The sequence below is a fragment of the Streptomyces sp. NBC_00572 genome (assembly GCF_026341815.1).
Taxonomy (GTDB): Bacteria; Actinomycetota; Actinomycetes; order Streptomycetales; family Streptomycetaceae; genus Streptomyces.
Genome location: NZ_JAPENX010000001.1, coordinates 3,212,255 through 3,227,309, shown reverse-complemented (window position 1 = coordinate 3,227,309; position 15,055 = coordinate 3,212,255). Strand labels below are relative to the sequence as shown.

Here is a 15,055-nt window from a genome sequence, read left to right as displayed (position 1 = left end):
GATGAAAAGCCCATGCCGGACCCGGGGTGGACCCATGGTGGACCCATGGCGACTCCCGAATTTGTATCCGTACGCAACAATCCTCGGCAGTGGACTAGACCTTTTGGGTCTCCGCGCGCCAAACTGTCACTCGTGAGACACGTCATCGCCCTGGATGTGGGCGGCACCGGTATGAAGGCCGCCCTCGTCGGGGCGGACGGCACCCTGCTCCACGAGGCGCGCCGCGCCACCGGGCGCGAGCGCGGCCCCGAGGCCGTCGTGGAGACCATCCTCGGCTTCGCCGAAGATCTCCGGGCCCTCGGCCAGGAGCGGTACGGCGAGCCCGCCGCGGCCGCCGGCGTCGCCGTCCCCGGCATCGTCGACGCGGAGAACGGCATCGCCGTCTACGCAGCCAACCTCGGCTGGCGCGACGTTCCCATGCGCGAACTCCTCAGCGAAAGACTCGACGGCGTCCCCGTCGCCCTCGGCCACGACGTCCGCACCGGCGGCCTCGCCGAAGGCCGTATCGGCGCGGGCAACGGCGCCGACCGCTTCCTCTTCGTGCCCCTCGGCACCGGCATCGCCGGAGCCATCGGCATCGGCGACCGCATCGAGGCCGGCGCCCACGGCTACGCCGGCGAGATCGGCCACATCGTCGTCCGCCCCGGCGGCACCGCCTGCGGCTGCGGCCAGCGCGGCTGCCTGGAGCGGTACGCCTCCGCCTCCGCCGTCTCCCAGGCCTGGGCCGAGGCGAGCGGCGACCCGGACGCCGACGCCGCCGACTGCGCCAAGGCCGTCGAATCCGGCGATCCCACGGCCGTCCAGGTCTGGCAGGACGCCGTCGACGCCCTCGCCGACGGCCTGGTCACCGCGCTCACCCTGCTGGACCCCCGCACGCTCATCATCGGTGGCGGGCTGGCCGAGGCAGGGGAAACCTTGTTCACACCACTTCGGGCCGCGGTGGAGGAGCGAGTCACGTTCCAGAAGCTGCCCGCCATCGTCCCGGCGGCCCTCGGGGACACCGCCGGATGCCTGGGCGCGGGCCTCCTCGCCTGGGACCTGCTCGCCGAACAGCGCCCCACCGACTCGGAGGTTTCCGCCTGATGGCCGATCACAAGGTTCTCGCCGGCGCACACGTCGTGCTGCCCACCGGAATCGTCGAGAACGGACGCGTGATCGTCGAAGGCGGCCGCATCACCGGCAGTGCGCCCGAGGGCGCCCCCACCGTCGACCTGACCGGCCACTGGCTCGTCCCCGGCTTCGTCGACATGCACAACCACGGCGGCGGCGGCGCGTCCTTCACCTCCGGCACCGTCGACGAGGTCCTCAAGGGCGTCCACACCCACCGGCTGCACGGCACCACCACCGTCGTCGCCTCCTTCGTCACCGGCGAGATGGACTTCCTCACCCAGCGGGCCGGACTGCTCTCCGAGCTCGCCGAACAGGGCGAGATCGCCGGCCTCCACTTCGAGGGCCCGTTCATCTCCCCCTGCCGCAAGGGCGCGCACGACGAGACGCTGCTCCGCGACCCCGACCCGGCCGACGTCCGCAAACTGATCGACGCCGCCCGCGGCCAGGCCAAGATGGTCACCCTCGCCACCGAGCTGCCCGGCGGCCTCGACTCCGTACGCCTGCTCGCCGAGCACGGCATCATCGCCGCCATCGGCCACACCGACGCCAGCTACGAGCAGACCGTCGAGGCCATCGACGCGGGCGCCACGGTCGCCACCCACCTCTACAACGCGATGCCCGCCCTCGGCCACCGCGCGCCCGGCCCGATCGCCGCCCTCCTGGAGGACGAGCGGATCACCGTCGAGCTCATCAACGACGGCACCCACCTCCACCCCGCCGCCCTGGAGCTCGCCTTCCACCACGCGGGCGCCGACCGCGTCGCCCTCATCACCGACGCCATGGACGCCGCCGGCTTCGGCGACGGCCGCTACATGCTCGGCCCCCTGGAGGTCGAGGTGAAGGACAGCGTCGCCCGCCTCGTCGAGGGCGGCTCCATCGCCGGCTCCACCCTCACCCTGGACCGGGCGTTCAAGCGCGCCGCCACCATCGACGGCCTCCCCGTCGAGTCGGTCGTCCAGGCCATCTCCGCCAACCCCGCCCGCCTGCTCGGGGTGTACGACCGCGTCGGCTCCCTCGAACCCGGCAAGGACGCCGACATCGCCGTCCTCGACGCCGAGTTCAACCTCAAGGGCGTCATGCGCAAGGGCGAGTGGATCGTCGACCCGACGGCCTGAGCACGCTCCTGATCCGGAGTCACACGGAAGCGCGGTGGGCCGGGGGTCTGGGCCTGCCGCCTTTCGTTTGGCATGATCAGTGCCCGTCGGAGCGCGCGTTCCACAGGACTTCACACGGAGTACGGAGGGTGGACAGGTGATTCTCACGGTCACCCTCAACACGGCGGTGGACCTGACCTACCGGGTCCCCGCCCTCGTCCCGCACGCCTCGCACCGGGTCACCCAGGTCATCGAACGCCCCGGCGGCAAGGGGCTCAACGTCGCCCGGGTCCTCGCCGCACTCGGCCACGAGACCGTCGCGACCGGCTTCGCGGGCGGCGCCACGGGTGCCGTGCTCCGCGAGCAGCTCGCCACGACCCCGGTCCGCGACGAGCTCGTCGACACCGCGGGTCCCACCCGCCGTACCGTCGCGATCGTCGACAACGCCACCGGCGACACCACCCAGCTCAACGAACCGGGCCCCACCGTCACCGCCGCCGAGTGGACCGTCTTCCGCACCCGCTTCACCGCGCTCCTGGACGGCGCCGCGGCGGTCGCCCTCTGCGGCAGCCTCCCGCCGGGCATCCACGTCGGCGCGTACGCGGAACTCGTCCGGCTCGCCCGCACCGCCGGAGTGCCCGTCCTCCTCGACACCAGCGGCGAACCACTGCGACGCGGCATCGCCGCCCGCCCGGACCTCGTCAAGCCCAACGCCGACGAACTCGCCCAGCTCACCGGCTCCCGCGACCCGCTGCGCGCGACCCGCGAGGCACGCGGCCGGGGCGCCCGCACGGTCGTCTCCTCGCTCGGCCCCGAGGGCCTGCTCGCCGCGACCCCGGAAGGCCTCTGGCGCGCGGCCCCGCCCGCGGCCGTGAAGGGCAACCCCACGGGCGCGGGCGACTCGGCCGTCGCCGGCCTGCTCTCGGGCCTGGTCGACGCCACACCGTGGCCCGATCGCCTGGCCCGCGCGGTCGCCCTCTCGGCGGCGACGGTCCTCTCCCCGGTGGCCGGCGAATTCGACCCGACGGCCTACGAGGAGCTGCTGCCCCGCGTGAAGGTCATCGAGGAGCCGGACCGGCCGTGACGGCAGGAGCAGCCGGTCCTACTCGGGCGGGGTCACTTCCAGCCAGTCGAGCAGCACGTCGCACTGATTGCCCGTCTCGCACGAGATCTTGATCTCGTTCTCGCCCTTCTGGAGATCGACCGGCGCCCAGGTGGTCTGCCAGTTCTTCTCCAGGTTCGGGTCCGTGGAGTGGACGAAGTTCTTCAGGCCGAGGGGCGAGGAGTTCGCCTTGCCGTTCACCGTCAGGGTGGCGTTGGCGTCCACGGCGGGGATGGCGTAGCGCACGGTCAGGCGGTACTTGCCCTCCGTCGGCATGTTCGCCTTCCAGGTCACCGAGGAACCGACCTGGTTGAAGCCCGCGACGTACGTGCCGTTCGAGCCCTCCGCGCCCTTGACGTCCGTGGCGAGTCCCGCACTGCCGCCCAGCTTCAGCGTCGCCGCGTCCTGCTTCGGGAGTTCGGCCGGGGTCTCGTCGGCGCTCGGCTCGGTGCTGGGCTCGCCCGAGGGCTGCACGGGCGCGGTCGTGGCGGTGCCGCCGGTGCCGGCCTGCTTGTCCTTGTCGTCGTCCTTGCCCGAGTTGGTGATCACGGCGGCCGCGATGCCGACCACGACGACCGCGACGACCGCGACGGCGCCGATGAGGATGCCCCGGGTGTTCGGGCCGCGACCGGAGCCGCCACCGTGGTGCTGCTGCGGCGGGACCTGCCGGGTCGGCGGACCGCCGTACGTCTCGGGGGCGGCGTACTGCGCCTGCGGCTGGCCGTACGGGGCCTGCTGCTGCGGCGGTACGTAGGGCTGCGCGTGCTGCTGGCCGCCCTGACCGCCGTACTGGCGCTCGCCGACCGTTCTGACCTGGTTGTACGAGGTCCGGGGCACACCGGGCTGAGCCGCGGCGGGGCCGGGGTAGCCGTAGCCGCCCCCACCCGGGGGCTGGGCGCCCGCGGCCTGACCGTCCTCGTACAGGTAGCCGAACGGGTCGTCGTTCTCGGGCTTGTTCGCGCCGTCGTTACCGGCAGCCATCCGGGTTCCTCTCCATGCTCGCCAGCCGTCGCCGACCGGCCGAGCCTACCTCGAACGGACCAGCCCCCGAAGCGGTCCCGGGCGTGTCAGGAGCCTCAGCCGGCGCGCCGGTGCACCTTGGCGCGGGAGCGTTTCTCCACGTACATCCGCTGGTCGGCGGAGTTCAGGACCTCTTCCACGGTCATCCCGCATTCGGCCCAGCCGATGCCGAAACTCGCACCCACCCGGACCGCCCGTCCGTCCACCCGGATCGGCGGAATGATCGCGTTCCGCAGGCGTACGGCCAGGTCGGCCGCGTCGGCCGCGCCGAGGCCGTCGGCCAGGACGACGAACTCGTCACCGCCGAGCCGGGCGACCGTGTCCCCGTCGCGGACCCCGGTGGTCAGACGGCGGGCGACCTCGATGAGGACCGCGTCACCGGTGTGGTGCCCGAAGCGGTCGTTGATCGACTTGAAGCCGTCGAGGTCACAGAAGAGGACGGCGAGACCCTTGGTGCCGTCGTCGATGTCACCGCCCGTGGGGGCGACGATGTGGACGTGGTGGTCGTACGGACCGACACCCGCCGGCTCGAAACCGAAGCCGTGCTCGTGTTCGTGCTCGTACGGCGACTCGTAACCGGAGTGACCTGCATGACCTGCGTGGCCCGACTGGCCGGTGTGACCGGCGTTGTAGCCGGAGTCGTAACCGCCGTCACGGCCCGTCTCGTAGCCGCCGTCCCGCCCCGACTCGTAGCCCCCGCCGTACCCCGCGGCCTGCTCCGCCGCCGCGTGCGCCGCCGGGCGCTCGCACAGCCGGGCGGAGAGCCGGGAGCGCAGCTCGGCACTGTTGGGGAGACCGGTGAGCGCGTCGTGCGAGGCACGGTGGGCGAGCTGCAGCTCGTGCCGCTTGCGCTCCTCGATGTCCTCGACGTGGGTGAGGAGGAAGCGGGGGCCGTCGGCCGCGTCGGCGACGACGGAGTTGCGGAGGGACACCCACACATACGTGCCGTCGCGCCGCCCGAGCCGCAGCTCGGCCCGGCCGCCCTCGGCGGAGGTCCGCAGCAGGGTCCCGATGTCCTCGGGGTGGACGAGGTCGGCGAAGGAGTAGCGCCGCATGGCGGCGGCCGGACGGCCCAGGAGACGGCACAGGGCGTCGTTGGTGCGCAGGAGGCGGCCGTGCTGGTCGCCGCCCATCTCGGCGATGGCCATGCCGGAGGGCGCGTACTCGAAGGCCTGCCGGAAGGACTCCTCGCTGGCGCGCAGCGCCTGCTGCTCCCGCTCCAGCCGGACGAGGGCGCGCTGCATGTTGGAACGGAGCCGGGCGTTGCTGATGGCGATCGCCGACTGGGAGGCGTACATCTGGAGCGCCTCCTGGCCCCAGGGGCCGGGGTGCCGGCCGTTGCGCGGGCGGTCGACGGATATGACGCCGAGCAGCTCACGGCCGGATCCGGACGCGTACATGGGGGCGTAGAGGCGGTCGTGCGGGTGCCACTCGTCCTCGAAACGAGGCGCGGGGCCGTCCGTGTGCCACTGGGGGACGTCGTCCTCCATCAGCACCCAGCCCTCGGTGTGCGGGATGAACCGCAGGTCGCCCCAGGCGGTCGCCATGGACAGGCGCCGCTCCCAGGAGGCGCGGGAGCCGACCCGGCCGGTGATCAGGGCCTCGGCGGCGGAGCTTCCGGCGAAGGCGGCGACGACGAGGTCACCGTCGGGGCGTACGAGGTTGACACAGGCCAGCTCGTAGTTGAGACCGGCGACCACACCGTCGGCGACGGTCTGCAGGGTGTCCGCCAGGCTGCGCGCAGTGTTGAGGTCCGCCACGACCTGATGCAGCTGCCGCAGGGTCGAGAGACGGACGTACGGCTCCGACTCGGTCTCCATCGCTCGCTCTCCCCGAGACCTCGACAGCAACTCCAGGGTTCTCATCGGCTTCGTGTTGCACTGTCACCGCCACTGAATCACAGCGAGCTGCGCACCCGGTACACAGGGTCAGCAAATACTCGCCTCTGTGACTCAAGTCACAGCAGGTCATGGCGGGTCGCGTAGGAATCCGGCCACCCACGGGTTCCGGCCGTCCGGGAGCTGTCTGACGAGGCCCGGGGGATGCCGTACGAGACCCCGCGAGGACGCTGGACGAGGCCCCGCGAGGTCGCCGTACGCGACGCCCCGGGGGGTGCCGTACGAGACCCGGGGGCGCCCTGCCGCCCCCGGGTCCTAGGACCGGCGAGGGGCACGGACTGGTCCCCCGGCCCGATGCGGCGCCCGGAGGGCCGGGGCTAGCGTGCGGGTGTGCTGCAGCAGACCCCCGCCTCGCCCCCCGTGTCCGATCTGGCCATCCCTCATGCTGAGGGGGTGAGCAACGACGAGTTCCGGGCGGCGATGTCCCGCCTCGCGGCCGGCGTGGTCCTGGTGACCGCGCACGACCCCGACGACGGCCCGCGCGGCGAGGACGTCGGCATGACCGCCACGGCCTTCGTGTCGGTCTCCCTCGACCCGCCCCTGGTCCTGGTCAGCCTGCGCAACGGCTCCCGCATGGACGACCTGCTCACCGACGTACCCGTCTGGGCGGTGTCGATCCTCGGCGAGAACCAGCGCCACATCGCCGGGCGCTTCGCCATGAAGAACCGGGTCAGCGACCGGCTGCTCTTCGCCGACCTGCCGTACACCCGAGGTGAGGAGAGCGGCGCCCCGCTCATGGGCGGCGCGCTGGCGACCCTGGAGTGCCGCACGGAGAGCCGCGTCGTGGCCGGCGACCACACGCTCGTGGTGGGCCGGGTCCTGACGGTCGGCGCCGTCGCACCCGCGGGCGGGCCGCTGACCTACTACCAGGGGAAGTACCGGCAGCTGTCCTGAGCCCGCTACGAAAGGCTCAGCCCCAGTCGCCGCGGGACTGACGCGTCCGCTTGGTCTCCGAGCGCTGCTTCTTCTCCCGCAGTCGGCGCTCGTTGATGCCGCGGGGGATCTTCGTCGGTCTGCGGGGCTTCGGCGGCGGAGCGGTCGCCTCGGCGAGAAGCGCGGCGAGGCGGACCGCGGCCGTCTCACGGTTGCGCCACTGGGAGCGGTGCTCCGAGGCGCGGACCGTCACGACACCGTTCACCAGACGACTGGCGAGACGCTCAAGGGCGCGGGCCTTCCACACCTCGGGCAGGGACTCGGTGGCCGCGAGGTCGAAGCGGAGCTCGACCTGGGAGTCGCTGGTGTTCACATGCTGTCCGCCCGGGCCCGACGAACGCGAGAAACGCCACTGGAGCTCGGCCTCGGGGAGCGAGACGGAGCCGCGGATGGGATACGGACCGGACATGCCCCCCATGTTCCCCGCAGGGGGCCATCGGAGTCATCCTGTTTTCGCCGGGAAGGCGCCGGGAACCGTGGGAGGGCGACACGCGTTTCTCCAGGCGAAGACATCACGATGAAAGGGACTTTCCATGGCTGTGAGCCTGTCCAAGGGCGGCAACGTCTCTCTGACCAAGGAGGCCCCGGGCCTCACCGCTGTCACCGTGGGCCTCGGCTGGGACGTCCGTACGACCACCGGCACCGACTTCGACCTCGACGCCTCGGCGATCGGCGTGGACCCGGCGGGCAAGGTCGCCTCCGACGCGCACTTCGTCTTCTTCAACAACAAGTCGACGCCGGACCAGACCATCGTCCACACCGGTGACAACCGCACCGGCGAGGGCGGCGGCGACGACGAGCAGATCAACGTCAACCTCGCGGCCCTCCCGCCGAACGTCGACAAGATCGTCTTCCCGGTCTCCATCTACGACGCGGTCAACCGCTCGCAGAACTTCGGCCAGGTGCGCAACGCGTACATCCGCATCGTCAACCAGGCCGGCGGCGCCGAGCTCGCCCGCTACGACCTCTCCGAGGACGCCGCCGTCGAGACCGCCATGGTCTTCGGCGAGCTGTACCGCAACGGCGCCGAGTGGAAGTTCCGCGCGGTCGGCCAGGGCTACGCCTCGGGCCTTGAGGGCATCGCCCGCGACTTCGGCGTCAACCTCTGACCGACGCCCCGCAGCACCCTTGAGCCCCGGCCGGGTTTCCCCGCCGGGGCTCTACCCTTGCCGCGTGATCGTCGAAGCCCTCGCGCCCAAGGCCCTGGAGGACGGTGCGGCCCTCCCGGGCCCGCTGCTCACCGAACTCACCGCGCTGTACGCCTCGAACGAGGAGTTCCAGCAGCTGAGCGGCGACTTCCCGGACCCGTCCGACATCCTCCCCGAACAGGTCGCGGCCGCCCTCGCCGACGAGTTCGCCCAGCCCACCGCCGAGGTCCTCCTGGCCCGCTCCGAGGGCCGGCTCGTCGCCGTCGCGATCACCCTCGGCCGCCACCCCGACCCGGCGGAACCGGAACCGTGGCTCGGGCTCCTGATGGTCCACGGGGACGAGCGGCGCGCGGGCCACGGCCGCCGCCTCGCCGCGTACGTCGAGGACCGCTTCCGCGCCGAGGGCCGCACCGGCCTGCGTCTCGCCGTCCTGGAGAACAACCCGAAGGCCCTCGCCTTCTGGACCTCCCTCGGTTACCAGGAGACCGCGCGCCGCCCGGACCTCGCCCACGGCCGCCCGTGCGTGGTCATGCGCAAGGCCCTGGCCTGACCCCGACCAGGGAGAGCCCGTCGGCCGCCGCCGGGGAGAGCTCGTCCACCGGCCCGGTCAGCGGCCGCCACGCGACGGCCTCCGTACTGCCGTCCGTCTCCGTGACGGCCAGGGGACCACCGGGCCGGAGCTCCACCGCGTAGAAGACCGCCACCAGGTGCCAGGTCACTCCGTTCCGAGTGGCCGTGTACGTACGGGCGTCGACCAGCCGGGCCCCGGCGAGCACACGGCCTGTCTCCTCGTACAGCTCGCGCGCCAACGCCTCCACCGGCTGCTCGCCGGGGTCGATCCCGCCGCCCGGGAGGTGCCAGAGACCGGGCTCGAAGACCGGCGAGGCCTCCGACAGACGGGTCAGGAGCAGCTGCTCGTGCTCGACGACGATCCCGTAGGCCGAGACGCGATTCCGCACCTGGGTGTTCATCGGTTCCCCTCCGGGTTCATCGGTTCCCTTCCGGGTTCATCGCCGGGACCAGTCCCGCCTCGTGCGCGGTGATGGCGGCCTCCACCCGGTTGCGGGCCCCGAGCTTGGCGAGGACCGCGCTGACGTGCGCCTTCACGGTGCCCTCGACCAGATGGAGCCGGGCACCGATCTCCGCGTTGGAGAGCCCGGCGCCGAGCCCCGCGAGCACATCTGGCCGCCAAAGACGTGCTGGGCCCCTAGGGGGTGTCTCTTTCGGACACGACCCAGGTCGTGTCCTAGGGACTCGCCGGCTTGCCGTCGCCGAAGAGCCAGACGTCCCACAGCCCGGCGAGATCGCGTCCGGCGACGGATTCGGCGTAGGCGGTGAAGTCGGCCGTGGAGGCGTTGGCGTGACGGTACTTCACGGGCCAGCCACGCAGGATCTCGTCGAAGGTCCTGTCCCCGACGGTCTCGCGCAGCTTGTGCAGGACCATCGCGCCCCGCTGGTACACGGGCGGGTCGAAGAGGTTCTCGGCGGTCGGCGGGGCGGCCGGCGGGAAGGCCCAGTTCGCGTCCTGGGCGAAGGCCCGCTCGAAGTGCGTCCGCGCGGGAACGTGCTCGTACTCCTCCGTGTACAGCCACTCGGCGTATGTCGCGAAGCCCTCGTTCAGCCACAGGTCCCGCCAGGTCGCGGGCGTGACCGAGTTCCCGAACCACTGGTGGGCCAGCTCGTGGACCAGCGTCGTCCGGTCGAAGGCGGCGGCGGGGAAGACGGGCCGCGTCTGGGTCTCCAGGGCGTACCCGAGCGTCCCGTCCTCGGTGACGATCGCACCGGCGGTGGAGAAGGGGTACGGGCCGAAGCGTCGGGCCTGCCGGTCGATGATCTCGGGGATCTCGTCCCGGAGCGCGGCGCTTCCCGCCGCGACCGACCGCTCGGCGGCGGTCAGGACGGGCAGGGAACCGGGGGCGGTCGCCGACCCCGTCCCATCCGTCTCGTACCGGCCGATCGCGACCGTCGCCAGATAGCTCGCCATCGGCTCGGTCGTGCGCCACTCGGTGGTGACGCGGCCGTCGGCCGTCGTCCGGCGGGCGGTCCTGACGCCGTTGGAGATGCCTTCGAGCCCGGCGGGGACGGTGAGCGTGAGCGTGTACGCGGCCTTGTCGGAGGGGTGGTGGTTGCCCGGGAACCAGGTCATTGAACCGGCCGGTTCGCCGACCGCGACGGCTCCGTCGTCGGTGCGCAGCCAGCCCTCCTCGGAGCCGTCCGCGTCCGTGATCGGCTCGGGCACGCCCCCGTACGTGACACCGGCCCGGAACTCCGCGCCCTCGCGGATCTCCTCCAGCGGCCGGAGCGTCAGCTCGTTCCCGGCCCGGTTGACGGCGGCGGGGGCGTCGTCGACGGACGCCCGGTCGACGGTGAGTCCGGCGAGGTCGAGGTTGAAGGCGCTGAGGTCCTGGGTGGCGCGGGCGGTGATCTCGGCGGTGCCGTCGAGCCGCCCGGTCCGGGGGTCGTAGGCGAGGGTGAGGGCGTAGTGGCTCACGTCGTAGCCGCCGTTGCCGAGCTTGGGGAAGTACGGGTCACGCAGCCCGGCGGCCCCGGGGGTGCCACGGACGCCTCCGGTCGCCTCGGTACAGCCGCCCGCGAGGAGTGCGAGGGCGGTGAGGGCGGCGGCGAGACCGCCCGCGGCGGCTCCGGTCCGGTGGCGCCGGTCAGTCCGGTTGCGCTGTGTCACGTATCGATCCTAAGCAGGGCGGATACGGAAAAGGTGATGGCGCCCGGCGGGGGATCCGGGCGCCATCACCAGCTGGGGACAGCTGTGGGGTACAGCCGTGGCGTTACTTGCCGAGGGCGGCGACGCCGGCCTGGGCGAACTTCTCGTCGAGGTCGCCCGAGGGGGCGCCGGCGACACCGATGCCCGCGATGGGCGCGCCCTTGGCGGTCACCGGGGCGCCACCGGCGAGAAAGAGGGTGCCGGGGATGTCCTTCAGGTTCGGGGCCTGGGCGAGGCGGCCGGCGAGGACGGAGGTCGGGGCGTTCCAGGAGACGGCGGTGTACGCCTTCTTCTCGGCCGACTCGTAGGACTGCGGGCCCGCACCGTCGCCGCGGAGGGTGACGATGGTGTTGCCGTTGCGGTCGACGACGGCGACGGAGACGCGCTGGTTCTCCTTCTCGGCGGCGTCGAGGGTCGCCTGCGCGGCCTTGGTGGCGGCCTCGATCGTCAGGTGCGTCGACTGCTGGAGGTTGTCGTCCCCGGCGTCGGCGCGGACCACGGCGGCGGGAGCGGCGGCCGGGGCGGAGGCGTTCGCGGAGACCGCGCCGAAGGTACCGGCGGCGACGACAGCGGCGGCGGTGGCACCGAAGAGGATCTTCTTCATGAGGAACTCCGTGAGGGTGAGGAGGGGAGGAACTGCGAGGCGAAGTGAGCCGAGCCGAGGCGAACCGTGTGAGTGGTCCGTTCCTTCGCTCTGCAATCCATCCTGTGGCCGGAACCCGGGCCGTACGGTCCACGGTCCGGCTGCCCTCCTCACGCACACTGGAGGACGACCGGGTCAGCCGATCGGCTGATGCCCTCGTGGTCCCTCCGGGCCAGGATGGACAGATATCCCCAGGTCAAGGAGGTGAGAACGTGACACGGCCGACGGAGACGGACCAAGACCCGGACGCCCCCTGGCTGGCGCGGGTCATGCACATCGCCTTCTTCCTCCTCCTCGGCGCCTCGCTCGCCCGCTTCCTGCTGCGGCACCCCTGGGAGGACCGCAGCCCCTGGATCGTGGCCCTCTCCGGCGCCCTCGCCTCCCTCTACCTCCTCGGCCCCGTCGTCGGCACCCGCGCGGCGCCCCGCCGGATCGCCTGGCTGAGCACGGTCGTCGCCGTCTGGATCCTCCTCGTCGTCCTCGCGCCGAGCTTCGCGTGGTGCGCGGTGCCGCTCTTCTACACGGGCCTGCGCACCCTCCCGGCGCGGGCCGCGCTCGGCCTGGTCACGCTGCTCACCGCGTTCGTGGTGTTCGCACAGGTGCAGCTCGCGCACGGCGGCTGGGACCCGAACCTGATCGTCGCCCCGCCGGCCGTCGCCGCCATCGCCACCGGAGTGTTCGTGTACTCGGACCGGCAGGCGGCCCGGCAGCGGGCGCTCATCGACGACCTGATCCGCACCCGGCGCGAGCTCGCCGCGATCGAGCGCCGCGAGGGCACCCTCGCCGAGCGCCAGCGGTTGTCGATGGAGATCCACGACACCCTGGCGCAGGGCCTGTCCAGCCAGCAGATGCTGCTCCAGGCGGCCGACCGCACCTGGGACAGCGACCCGGCGACCGCCCGCCGCCATGTCCGTACGGCCGAGTCCATCGCCGAACGCAACCTCGCCGAGGCCCGCCGCTTCGTGCACGACCTGGCTCCGGCCGATCTCGCCGAGGGCGGCGGCCTCGAAGAGGCCCTGCGCGGCCTGGCCGCCCGCGAGTCGGCGGCGTTCCGAGTCGACGGGACGGCCGTTCCGCTCCCCGAACGGGTGCAGTCGGCGCTGCTCCGCATCGCGCAGGGCGCCCTCGCCAACATCCGCGAGCACGCCGGCGCCGACTCCGCCGCCCTGACCCTCACGTACCTCGACGACCAGGTGGTCCTGGACATCGCCGACGACGGCCGCGGCTTCGACCCGGTCGAGAAGCCGGGCGGGGTACGGGGGCACGGGCTGCCCGCGATGCACGTGCGGGCGCGGCAGCTGGGCGGCACCCTGACAGTCGAGTCCACCCCGGGCGAGGGCACGGTGCTCTCGGCCGCGATCCCGCTCCCGAGCCCGCACTCGAACCCGGACCAGCACCCGCACTCGCCCCGAACCCGCCCGTGAACCCGTTCTCCCAGGAGTCCTGATGTCCGTACGGATCCTCCTCTGCGACGACCATGTCGTCGTCCGCGCCGGCCTGCTGGCCCTGCTCGGCAGCACCCCCGACATCGAGGTCGTCGGCGAGGCCGGCAGCGGCGAGGAGGCCGTCGCGATGGCGGCGAAGCTGAAGCCGGACGTCGTCCTGATGGACCTGCAGCTCGGCGCGGGCATCGACGGTGTGGAGGCGACCCGTCTGATCGCCCCCACGGGCGTCCACGTCCTCGTCCTCACCACGTACGACACGGACGCCGACATCACACGGGCGATCGAGGCGGGCGCGACGGGCTACCTCCTGAAGGCCGAGCGGCCCGAGGAACTGTTCGCCGCGATCCACTCGGCGGCCCAGGGCCGCACCGCCCTCTCCCCGCCGGTCGCCAGCCGGGTCATGGACCGGATGCGGGGCGCGGCGGGCCCGAGCCTCACGGACCGGGAACGGGACATCCTGGGCCAGCTCGGCCGGGGCCTCGGCAACCGCGAGATCGCGCGGGCCCTGTTCATCAGCGAGGCGACGGTGAAGACCCACCTGGGCCGCATCTACGCCAAGCTCGGCGTCGACACCCGCGCGGGCGCGGTCGCGGTGGCGAAGGAACGGCGCCTGCTGCCGTAGGCCGCGCTTCGTGCACACCCGGGGGCCCACCACTGCTACTGTGCGTTGCCGTTCGACAGCACGGTGTCATGCCTCAGGCCCGGTCAGTCCAGTGGGAGCGCACGTGAAGCTCGCGATCGTCGGCGGCGGTCCCGCCGGCCTCTACCTCTCGATCCTGCTGAAGCGGCAGGACCCCGCCCACGAGATCGCCGTCTACGAGCGGAATCCCGAGGGCTCCACGTACGGCTGGGGCGTGACGTACTGGGCCGGGCTCCTCGACAAGCTGCGCGCGGGCGACCCCGAGTCCGCGGCCGCCGTCGCCGAGGCGTCGGTGACCTGGACCGACGGGGTCGCGATCGTGCGCGACGAGCGGACCGTCCACCGGGGCGACGCGGGCTTCGGCATCGGGCGGCGGCGGATGCTCGCGCTGCTCGCCGACCGGGCCGAAGAGCTGGGCGTACGGGTCGAGTTCGAGCACGACATCACCGGCCCGGACGCGCCGGAACTCGCCGACGCGGATCTGGTCGTCGCCGCCGACGGCGTCAACAGCGTGCTCCGCGAGGCCCACCCCGAGCACTTCGGCAGCACGGTCACCAGCGGCCGCAACCAGTACGTCTGGCTCGGCACCACCAAGGTCTTCGACTCCTTCAGCTTCGCCTTCAAGGAGACCGACCACGGCTGGATCTGGTGCTACGCCTACGGCTTCAGCGGCGAGCGTTCCACCTGTGTCGTCGAGTGCTCCGCGGAGACCTGGACGGGCCTCGGCCTCGACACGCTCGGCGAGGCGGACAGCCTGCACCTCCTGGAGAAGCTGTTCCACGACCTCCTCGACGGGCACGAGCTGATCGGCCGCGACCGGGCCGACGAGCCCGCCCAGTGGCTCACCTTCCGCACCCTCACCAACCGGGTCTGGCACCGCGGCAACCTCGTCCTCCTCGGCGACGCCGCCCACACCACGCACTACTCGATCGGCGCGGGCACCACCCTGGCCCTGGAGGACGCGCTCGCCCTCGCGGACGCCCTGCGTTCGAACGCCGACCTGGACACGGCCCTCACCACCTACGGGAAGCGGCGCCGCGCCGAACTCGTCTCCGCGCAGAGCGCGGCCCGCTACAGCGCCCAGTGGTACGAGAACCTCCCGCGGTACATGCGCCTGGAGCCGGCCCAGATGTTCGCGCTCCTCGGCCAGCGTCACTCGCCGCTGCTCCCCCACATCCCGCCGCAGCTCTACTACCGGATCGACCGGGCAGCCGAGCAGCTGGAGCCGCTGCGCCGCTTCAAACGCTGGCTGGGCCCGAGGGTGGCGCGCGCGGTGCACGGCCGCCGCTGAGCCCTCCGG

General features: G+C 72.6%; 15 protein-coding genes and 1 pseudogene. 9 read left to right on the top strand and 7 right to left on the bottom strand.

From position 1 onward, the window contains the following. Window positions 1-132 precede the first annotated feature (132 nt). The 3 genes from OG514_RS14925 to OG514_RS14915 all read left to right on the top strand — a co-directional run bounded on the left by OG514_RS14925 (window position 133) and on the right by OG514_RS14915 (window position 3,288). Window positions 133-1,083, top strand: coding sequence for an ROK family protein (locus tag OG514_RS14925; protein WP_266894764.1), 951 nt, complete (start codon window positions 133-135; stop codon window positions 1,081-1,083). Then, complete coding sequence (gene nagA, locus OG514_RS14920; RefSeq protein WP_266894762.1) at window positions 1,083-2,225, top strand: N-acetylglucosamine-6-phosphate deacetylase; 1,143 nt, start codon at window positions 1,083-1,085, stop codon at window positions 2,223-2,225. The genes OG514_RS14925 and nagA overlap by 1 nt, the downstream gene beginning before the upstream one ends. A gap of 136 nt (window positions 2,226-2,361) precedes the next feature. After that, complete coding sequence (locus OG514_RS14915; RefSeq protein WP_266894760.1) at window positions 2,362-3,288, top strand: 1-phosphofructokinase family hexose kinase; 927 nt, start codon at window positions 2,362-2,364, stop codon at window positions 3,286-3,288. An 18-nt stretch (window positions 3,289-3,306) separates the two neighbouring features. Here OG514_RS14915 and OG514_RS14910 read toward each other — a convergent pair whose 3' ends face one another. After that, on the bottom strand, window positions 3,307-4,287 hold the full coding sequence (locus OG514_RS14910) for a CBM35 domain-containing protein (RefSeq protein ID WP_266894758.1): 981 nt from the start codon (window positions 4,285-4,287) through the stop codon (window positions 3,307-3,309). Window positions 4,288-4,382: 95 nt separating this feature from the next. Continuing rightward, a complete protein-coding gene (cdgB, locus tag OG514_RS14905; RefSeq protein ID WP_266894756.1) occupies window positions 4,383-6,146 on the bottom strand; it encodes a diguanylate cyclase CdgB in 1,764 nt (587 codons plus the stop codon). Window positions 6,147-6,554: 408 nt separating this feature from the next. Here cdgB and OG514_RS14900 point away from each other — a divergent pair, with 408 nt between their 5' ends. Then, complete coding sequence (locus tag OG514_RS14900) at window positions 6,555-7,118, top strand: flavin reductase family protein (protein ID WP_266894754.1); 564 nt, start codon at window positions 6,555-6,557, stop codon at window positions 7,116-7,118. A gap of 16 nt (window positions 7,119-7,134) precedes the next feature. Here OG514_RS14900 and arfB read toward each other — a convergent pair whose 3' ends face one another. Beyond that, window positions 7,135-7,575 carry an alternative ribosome rescue aminoacyl-tRNA hydrolase ArfB gene (gene arfB / locus OG514_RS14895; protein WP_266894752.1) on the bottom strand — a complete coding sequence of 147 codons (441 nt, stop codon included), beginning with the start codon at window positions 7,573-7,575 and terminating at the stop codon, window positions 7,135-7,137. Window positions 7,576-7,690: 115 nt separating this feature from the next. Here arfB and OG514_RS14890 point away from each other — a divergent pair, with 115 nt between their 5' ends. After that, window positions 7,691-8,266 (top strand): TerD family protein, encoded by a 576-nt coding sequence (locus OG514_RS14890; protein ID WP_266894750.1) that lies wholly within the window; start codon window positions 7,691-7,693, stop codon window positions 8,264-8,266. A 64-nt stretch (window positions 8,267-8,330) separates the two neighbouring features. Continuing rightward, entirely contained in the window at window positions 8,331-8,855 is a 525-nt protein-coding gene (locus OG514_RS14885; RefSeq protein ID WP_266894748.1) for an N-acetyltransferase, read from the top strand. Here the strand turns inward: OG514_RS14885 and OG514_RS14880 are convergent. From OG514_RS14880 to OG514_RS14865, 4 genes and pseudogenes are all read right to left on the bottom strand, one after another. Next, a complete protein-coding gene (locus OG514_RS14880) occupies window positions 8,833-9,276 on the bottom strand; it encodes an NUDIX hydrolase (protein ID WP_266894746.1) in 444 nt (147 codons plus the stop codon). The two genes, OG514_RS14885 and OG514_RS14880, sit on opposite strands and share 23 nt — an antisense overlap. 16 nt (window positions 9,277-9,292) lie before the next feature. Next, window positions 9,293-9,487: pseudogene (locus OG514_RS14875) on the bottom strand (response regulator transcription factor); the annotation flags it as partial. Window positions 9,488-9,551: 64 nt separating this feature from the next. Further along, the gene (locus OG514_RS14870; RefSeq protein WP_266894744.1) at window positions 9,552-10,988 is read right to left on the bottom strand and encodes a M1 family metallopeptidase; all 1,437 of its coding nucleotides are present in this window, start codon (window positions 10,986-10,988) and stop codon (window positions 9,552-9,554) included. A gap of 103 nt (window positions 10,989-11,091) precedes the next feature. Next, on the bottom strand, window positions 11,092-11,631 hold the full coding sequence (locus tag OG514_RS14865) for a heme-binding protein (protein WP_266894742.1): 540 nt from the start codon (window positions 11,629-11,631) through the stop codon (window positions 11,092-11,094). Window positions 11,632-11,939: 308 nt separating this feature from the next. On the opposite strand from OG514_RS14865, the gene OG514_RS14860 reads away from it, so the two are divergent. The 3 genes from OG514_RS14860 (at window position 11,940) to OG514_RS14850 (ending at window position 15,046) form a co-directional block, all read left to right on the top strand. After that, window positions 11,940-13,094, top strand: coding sequence for a sensor histidine kinase (locus OG514_RS14860; RefSeq protein ID WP_266900852.1), 1,155 nt, complete (start codon window positions 11,940-11,942; stop codon window positions 13,092-13,094). Between the two features lie 22 nt (window positions 13,095-13,116). Continuing rightward, on the top strand, window positions 13,117-13,737 hold the full coding sequence (locus tag OG514_RS14855) for a response regulator transcription factor (protein WP_030223700.1): 621 nt from the start codon (window positions 13,117-13,119) through the stop codon (window positions 13,735-13,737). Window positions 13,738-13,840: 103 nt separating this feature from the next. Next, window positions 13,841-15,046 (top strand): FAD-dependent monooxygenase, encoded by a 1,206-nt coding sequence (locus OG514_RS14850; RefSeq protein WP_266894737.1) that lies wholly within the window; start codon window positions 13,841-13,843, stop codon window positions 15,044-15,046. The last annotated feature ends 9 nt before the right edge of the window (window positions 15,047-15,055 follow it).

Bases quoted from the DNA above. Each gene is read 5' to 3' on its own strand.
- OG514_RS14855 (WP_030223700.1), top strand. From the start codon at position 13,117: ATGTCCGTACGGATCCTCCTCTGCGACGACCATGTCGTCGTCCGCGCC.
- OG514_RS14890 (WP_266894750.1), top strand. From the start codon at position 7,691: ATGGCTGTGAGCCTGTCCAAGGGCGGCAACGTCTCTCTGACCAAGGAG.
- nagA (WP_266894762.1), top strand. From the start codon at position 1,083: ATGGCCGATCACAAGGTTCTCGCCGGCGCACACGTCGTGCTGCCCACC.
- OG514_RS14860 (WP_266900852.1), top strand. From the start codon at position 11,940: ATGCACATCGCCTTCTTCCTCCTCCTCGGCGCCTCGCTCGCCCGCTTC.
- OG514_RS14880 (WP_266894746.1), bottom strand. From the start codon at position 9,276: ATGAACACCCAGGTGCGGAATCGCGTCTCGGCCTACGGGATCGTCGTC.
- OG514_RS14910 (WP_266894758.1), bottom strand. From the start codon at position 4,287: ATGGCTGCCGGTAACGACGGCGCGAACAAGCCCGAGAACGACGACCCG.
- cdgB (WP_266894756.1), bottom strand. From the start codon at position 6,146: ATGGAGACCGAGTCGGAGCCGTACGTCCGTCTCTCGACCCTGCGGCAG.
- OG514_RS14865 (WP_266894742.1), bottom strand. From the start codon at position 11,631: ATGAAGAAGATCCTCTTCGGTGCCACCGCCGCCGCTGTCGTCGCCGCC.
- arfB (WP_266894752.1), bottom strand. From the start codon at position 7,575: ATGGGGGGCATGTCCGGTCCGTATCCCATCCGCGGCTCCGTCTCGCTC.